The organism is Telluria sp. RT2P19, from assembly GCF_059685725.1.
In genome coordinates, this window is the sequence record NZ_JCASIL010000022.1 from 93,636 (window position 1) to 99,635 (window position 6,000).

At 61.7% G+C, this 6,000-nt stretch carries 6 protein-coding genes; 5 read left to right on the forward strand and 1 reads right to left on the reverse strand.

Annotation, left to right across the window (positions count from 1 at the left end):
• Nucleotides 1-419: 419 nt before the first annotated feature.
• A complete protein-coding gene (locus AC56KW_RS22325; RefSeq protein WP_497172846.1) occupies nt 420-1,325 on the reverse strand; it encodes an AraC family transcriptional regulator in 906 nt (301 codons plus the stop codon).
• A 99-nt stretch (nt 1,326-1,424) separates the two neighbouring features.
• Here AC56KW_RS22325 and AC56KW_RS22330 point away from each other — a divergent pair, with 99 nt between their 5' ends.
• The 5 genes from AC56KW_RS22330 to AC56KW_RS22350 all read left to right on the forward strand — a co-directional run.
• The gene (locus tag AC56KW_RS22330; protein ID WP_497172847.1) at nt 1,425-2,165 is read left to right on the forward strand and encodes an SDR family oxidoreductase; all 741 of its coding nucleotides are present in this window, start codon (nt 1,425-1,427) and stop codon (nt 2,163-2,165) included.
• 342 nt (nt 2,166-2,507) lie between these two features.
• Nucleotides 2,508-2,891 carry a 30S ribosomal protein S12 gene (rpsL, locus tag AC56KW_RS22335; protein WP_005663517.1) on the forward strand — a complete coding sequence of 128 codons (384 nt, stop codon included), beginning with the start codon at nt 2,508-2,510 and terminating at the stop codon, nt 2,889-2,891.
• Nucleotides 2,892-3,030: 139 nt separating this feature from the next.
• Nucleotides 3,031-3,501: a 30S ribosomal protein S7 gene (rpsG, locus tag AC56KW_RS22340; protein ID WP_137172371.1), complete on the forward strand. Its 471-nt coding sequence runs from the start codon at nt 3,031-3,033 to the stop codon at nt 3,499-3,501.
• A 129-nt stretch (nt 3,502-3,630) separates the two neighbouring features.
• Complete coding sequence (gene fusA / locus AC56KW_RS22345; protein WP_497172848.1) at nt 3,631-5,736, forward strand: elongation factor G; 2,106 nt, start codon at nt 3,631-3,633, stop codon at nt 5,734-5,736.
• Nucleotides 5,737-5,811: 75 nt separating this feature from the next.
• Nucleotides 5,812-6,000: GTP-binding protein (locus AC56KW_RS22350; RefSeq protein WP_235531897.1), on the forward strand; the 189-nt coding region annotated here is incomplete at its 3' end.

The following is a 6,000-nucleotide window of genomic DNA, read 5'->3' on the forward strand; positions in this document are numbered from 1 at the left end:
GACCGGCAGCGCACAGGCCAGCGCCAGGTTGTCCTCCAGGCGGCCGAAATAGGTCGCCAGCAGCAGTTTCACGCCGCTGTGCTGGAGCGTGTCGTAGCGTTGGCGTAAGCCGCCTGCCAGCGCGCATCGGGTTCGGTGACCGGCGCCGGTTCGTCGACCTGCACCCATTCGGCGCCCTGGATGACGAGCCAGGCAGCAGCTCGGCATACACCGGCAGTCGGGGCAGCAGGTGGAGCCGGTCGCTGCCGTCGTTGGCCTTGCCCAGCCACAGGTAAGCGAGAGGGCCGACGATGCCGGTCTGGCCTTGACGCCCAGGGTGCGGGCCTGGGCCAGTTGTGCCTCGAGGCGCGCGGTGTCGAGCGCGAGGCGGGTGCCGGCACCGCCTACCTGGAAGCCTTCGTCGAGATGGCGCGCCGCACCTAGCTCATGGCACCCTCGCGCACATACCTGGCCGGCGGCACGCCCACGTGGCGCGCGAAGGCGACGCTGAACGTGCTCGCCGAGCTGTAGCCGACCCGCTGCGCCACCTCGGCGATGCTGCAGGCGCCGCGCCGCAGCAGGCCGGTCGCCAGCGCCATGCGCCAGGCCAGCAGGTATTCCATCGGCGCCTTGCCGACCGCGCGGCTGAAGCGCTCGAAGAACGCCGAGCGTGACAGCGCGGCCTCTTGCGCCAGTTCGGCCATGGTCCAGGCGCGCGCCGGCGCCTCGTGCATCCGGCGCAGCGCCTGCGCCAGGCGCGTGTCGGCCAGGGCGCGCACCAGTCCGGGCGACGGCGCGCTGCCTGCCGTCGAGCGCAGCGCTTCGATCAGCAGCACCTCGAGCAGGCGCGCCATCACGACCTCGCGCGCCGGACGCTGTCCACGCGACTCGTCACCAACCAGTTGCGCGAGCGTGACCAGGCGTGGCTCGCCGCGCACGTGCACGAATTGCGGCAGCAGCGACACCAGCAGGTCCGCATCGGGCGAGGAAAACTCGCAGTGGCCGATGATGAAGCGCACGTCTGGCGGGCCATCCTGCTCGCCAAGCCGGAATTCGCCCGGGCCTTGCGCCACCGGCGGCATGTCGAGGTCGCCAGCGGCCGGCGCCTGCATGCTCGTCATCGCGAAATTCCAGGCCGCGGGGACGAGCACGAAGTCACCGGGCTCGAGTACCGCTTCGGGGCTGCCGTCCACGGCGAGCCGGCAGCGCCCCTCGAGGACGATGCAATACGAAGGCTGGCCAGCCTCGGCGCGCCGCACGCGCCAGCGGCCGGCGCCGCCGACTACCTTCGTCAATCGCACGCCCGGCTGCAGCAGGCTGACTACTTCCGCCAGTGGATCCGTCATTTCTGGACGCTCGCAAAAGAAATATGGATTACCGATTGTAGTGCGTCCTGTCGTGTCGGGCTATCGTGTCAGCACCACAACCCACCACAGGAGTCCATCATGAAAACCGTTCTGATCACCGGCTGCTCGTCCGGCTTCGGCCTCGAGATCGCCCGTCACTTCCTCGAACGCGACTGGAACGTCATCGCGACCATGCGCACGCCGGATGCCGCCATCCTGCCGCCATCGGGCCGGCTGCGCGTGCTGGCGCTGGATGTGACGGACGAGGCCAGCATCCGCGCCGCGCTCGACGCGGCGGGACCCATCGATGCGCTGGTCAACAATGCAGGCATCGGCCTGATGTATCCATTGGAAGGCGTGTCGACGGAAACGGTGCGCAGCGTATTGGCGACCAACACGCTCGGCACGATCGCGATGACGCAGGCAGCGCTTGCCGGCTTCCGTAGCAGGGGAGCAGGGGTGATCGTCAACGTCACCTCGGCCGTCACCATCCAGCCCTTGCCACTGCTGTCGGTCTATACCGCCAGCAAGGCGGCCGTGAACGCGTTCACCGAATCGCTGGCGATCGAGCTTGCGCCGCTCGGCATCCGCCTGCGCCTGGTGCTGCCGGGTCGCTCGCCGGAAACGCAGTTTGGCGCCGGCGCGCGCGAGCGCATGACAGGCCAGACGCCCGAGGCCTACGCGCCGCTGCTGGCATCCGTCTTTGGTGGCGCGCGCGAACCGGGCCTCGTCACGCGCGCGCAGGACGTCGCCCAGGCGGTCTGGCGTGCGGTGACCGATGCGGCGACGCCGATGCGGATACCGGCGGGCGCCGACGCCGAGGCAATGATGGCGCTCTAAGCCAGCCGGCGCCATGCCATTCCCGCACCATGCGGGCGGGAATCCCCTACTGCAGAGCCAGCCTGTCGCAACCATGACACATTCACCACGGTTTACCGCCCAAAGGGCCGGGAGCGACTTGACGGTGCAGCAAATCGGTTGACCCGTCGTCACATTCAGCGTATATTCGCGAGTTCTCGTTTTTATTCTGCACATCGTATACGCATTCGCAGCCGCTCCTTTCGTTGAGTGGCTTTCGTCGCCTCCGCTGTCAGTTCTTACGGGACTAGGTTTAGTCCCCGGGCCAGCATGTTCGCCGTCTCGGGTCGTCAATTCAGTAGCAATTTTGTTGGATTAGGAACGATGCCAACCATCAATCAACTGATTCGCAAGCCGCGTGAAGCCGCGGTTGTGAAGAGCAAGTCGCCGGCACTGGAAAACTGCCCGCAAAAACGTGGCGTGTGCACCCGCGTGTACACCACCACCCCGAAGAAGCCTAACTCGGCACTTCGTAAAGTCGCTAAAGTGCGTCTGACCAACGGTTTCGAAGTCATTTCGTACATCGGCGGCGAAGGCCACAACCTGCAAGAACACAGTGTCGTGCTGCTGCGCGGCGGTCGTGTGAAAGACTTGCCGGGTGTGCGTTACCACATGGTTCGCGGTGCACTGGATACCCAGGGCGTCAAAGACCGTAAGCAAGCGCGCTCGAAGTACGGTGCCAAGCGTGCCAAGGCTGCGAAGAAGTAATATCTTCGGTCGTGCGTTCACAGGCACGTCACATTAATTAGATAAGTTGAGCCGGCCGCAAGGCCGAGTAAGTGAAGGGTCATGAGGGCCTTTCGCGAGTGCGGTCACCGCACTCAACTGAAGACAGGAAGGAATTGAAATGCCACGTCGTCGTGAAGTACCCAAGCGCGAGATCCTGCCGGATCCAAAATTCGGCAACACCGATGTCGCCAAATTCGTCAACGTTCTGATGCTGTCCGGCAAGAAGTCGGTTGCAGAAAACATCATCTACGGTGCATTCGAACACATTCAATCCAAGTCGGGCAAAGACCCGCTGGAAGTGTTCACGACCGCGATCAACAACGCTAAACCGCTGGTGGAAGTCAAGTCCCGCCGTGTCGGTGGCGCCAACTACCAGGTGCCAGTGGAAGTTCGTCCGGTTCGTCGTATGGCGCTGTCCATGCGTTGGTTGCGCGAAGCCGCAAACAAGCGCAGCGAAAAATCCATGCCGCAACGTCTGGGTGGTGAACTGCTGGAAGCGGCTGAAGGCCGTGGCGGCGCAATGAAGCGTCGTGACGAAGTGCACCGCATGGCAGAAGCGAACAAGGCGTTCTCGCACTTCCGCTTCTAAAAAAATGGGCAGATCGCAGGGGGAACTTTCTCCTGAGTATGCCCCTGCTGTATTCGTTGTTCAGGCCGGGCTCATTTTGATCATCAAGATGATGCTCGGTTTTGTCCATTCAAAGATTTAGGAAAAATTATGGCACGCAAGACCCCCATCGAGCGCTACCGCAATATCGGTATTTCGGCTCACATCGATGCTGGTAAAACTACCACCACCGAACGCGTCCTGTTCTACACGGGCGTCAACCACAAGCTCGGCGAAGTGCACGATGGCGCTGCGACGATGGACTGGATGGAGCAAGAGCAAGAGCGCGGCATTACCATTACCTCGGCAGCGACGACCTGCTTCTGGAGCGGTATGGCCAAGAACTTCCAGCCTCACCACATCAACATCATCGACACTCCGGGCCACGTCGACTTCACCATCGAAGTCGAGCGCTCGATGCGTGTTCTGGACGGCGCCTGCATGGTTTACTGTGCAGTCGGTGGCGTGCAGCCACAATCGGAAACCGTGTGGCGTCAAGCTAACAAGTACAAAGTCCCACGTCTGGCATTCGTCAACAAGATGGACCGTACCGGTGCGAACTTCTTCAAAGTGTACGAGCAGATGCGCGCACGCCTGAAGGCGAACCCAATCCCGGTCGTGATCCCGATCGGCGCGGAAGACAACTTCCAAGGCGTGGTCGATCTGGTCAAGATGAAAGCAATCATCTGGGACGAGGCTTCGCAAGGCATGAAATTCGAATACGCTGACATCCCAGAGCACCTGGTTGAGCAAGCGAACGAATGGCGTGAAAAACTGGTCGAGACCGCTGCTGAAGCGACCGAAGAGCTGATGAACAAGTACCTGGAAGAAGGCGATCTGTCGGAAGAAGAGATCAAGGCCGCCCTGCGCCAGCGCACCATCGCATCGGAAATCGTGCCGATGTTGTGCGGTACCGCGTTCAAGAACAAGGGCGTGCAAGCCATGCTCGACGCCGTGATCGAATACCTGCCATCACCAGTCGACATCCCGCCAGTGGCAGGTACCGATGAAGACGACCAGCCGGTCACCCGTAAAGCGGACGACAGCGAGAAGTTCTCGGCGCTGGCATTCAAGATCATGACCGACCCGTTCGTCGGCCAGCTGATCTTCTTCCGCGTCTACTCGGGCATGATCAATTCGGGCGACACCGTCTACAACCCGATCAAGGGCAAGAAAGAACGCCTGGGTCGTATTCTGCAGATGCACGCCAACCAGCGTGAAGAGATCAAGGAAGTCCGCGCCGGCGACATCGCCGCAGCGGTCGGCCTGAAAGAAGCGACCACCGGCGAAACCCTGTGCGATCCTTCGGCGATCATCACCCTGGAAAAGATGGTCTTCCCTGAGCCTGTGATCCAGCAGGCAGTCGAGCCGAAAACCAAGGCCGACCAGGAAAAAATGGGCCTGGCGCTGAACCGCCTGGCACAAGAAGATCCGTCGTTCCGCGTGCGTACCGACGAAGAATCGGGCCAGACCATCATCGGTGGTATGGGCGAGCTGCACCTGGAAATTATCGTTGACCGCATGAAGCGCGAATTCGGCGTGGAAGCAACCGTCGGCAAGCCACAGGTTGCCTACCGCGAAACGATCCGCAAGGCAGTCACCGACGTCGAAGGCAAGTTCGTCAAGCAGTCGGGCGGTCGTGGTCAGTACGGTCACGCAGTCCTGTCGATCGAGCCGCAAGAGCCAGGCAAGGGCTTCGAGTTCATCGACGCGATCAAGGGCGGTGTGGTTCCACGCGAATACATCCCTGCAGTCGAAAAAGGTGTGCGCGAGACCCTGACCACCGGCGTGCTGGCTGGTTACCCAGTGGTCGACGTCAAAGTCACCCTGACCTTCGGTTCGTACCACGACGTCGACTCGAACGAAAACGCGTTCCGCATGGCCGGTTCGATGGCGTTCAAGGACGGCTGCCGTAAAGCAAGCCCGGTCATCCTCGAGCCGATGATGTCGGTCGAAGTGGAAACGCCGGAAGACTACGCCGGTAACGTGATGGGCGATCTGTCGTCGCGTCGCGGCATGGTCCAGGGCATGGACGAAATCCCGGGCGGCGGCGGCAAGATCATCAAGGCCGAAGTCCCGCTGTCGGAAATGTTCGGTTACTCGACCTCGCTGCGTTCGGCGACCCAGGGCCGCGCGACCTACACGATGGAATTCAAGCACTATTCGGAAGCTCCGAAGCACGTGATTGACGCCATCGTCACCGCGAAGTCCAAGTAATAGATAATGGAGGGATGGGACGTCCCGTCCCTCCAGTTCAACAAAATATATCGTTTCTCTTAAAGGAATTTGGAAATGGCAAAAGGTAAATTCGAACGGACCAAGCCGCACGTGAACGTCGGCACCATCGGTCACGTTGACCACGGCAAAACCACCCTGACGGCTGCAATCGCTACCGTCCTGTCGAAGAAATTCGGCGGCGAAGCCAAGGCCTACGACCAGATCGACGCGGCACCGGAAGAAAAAGCACGCGGCATCACCATC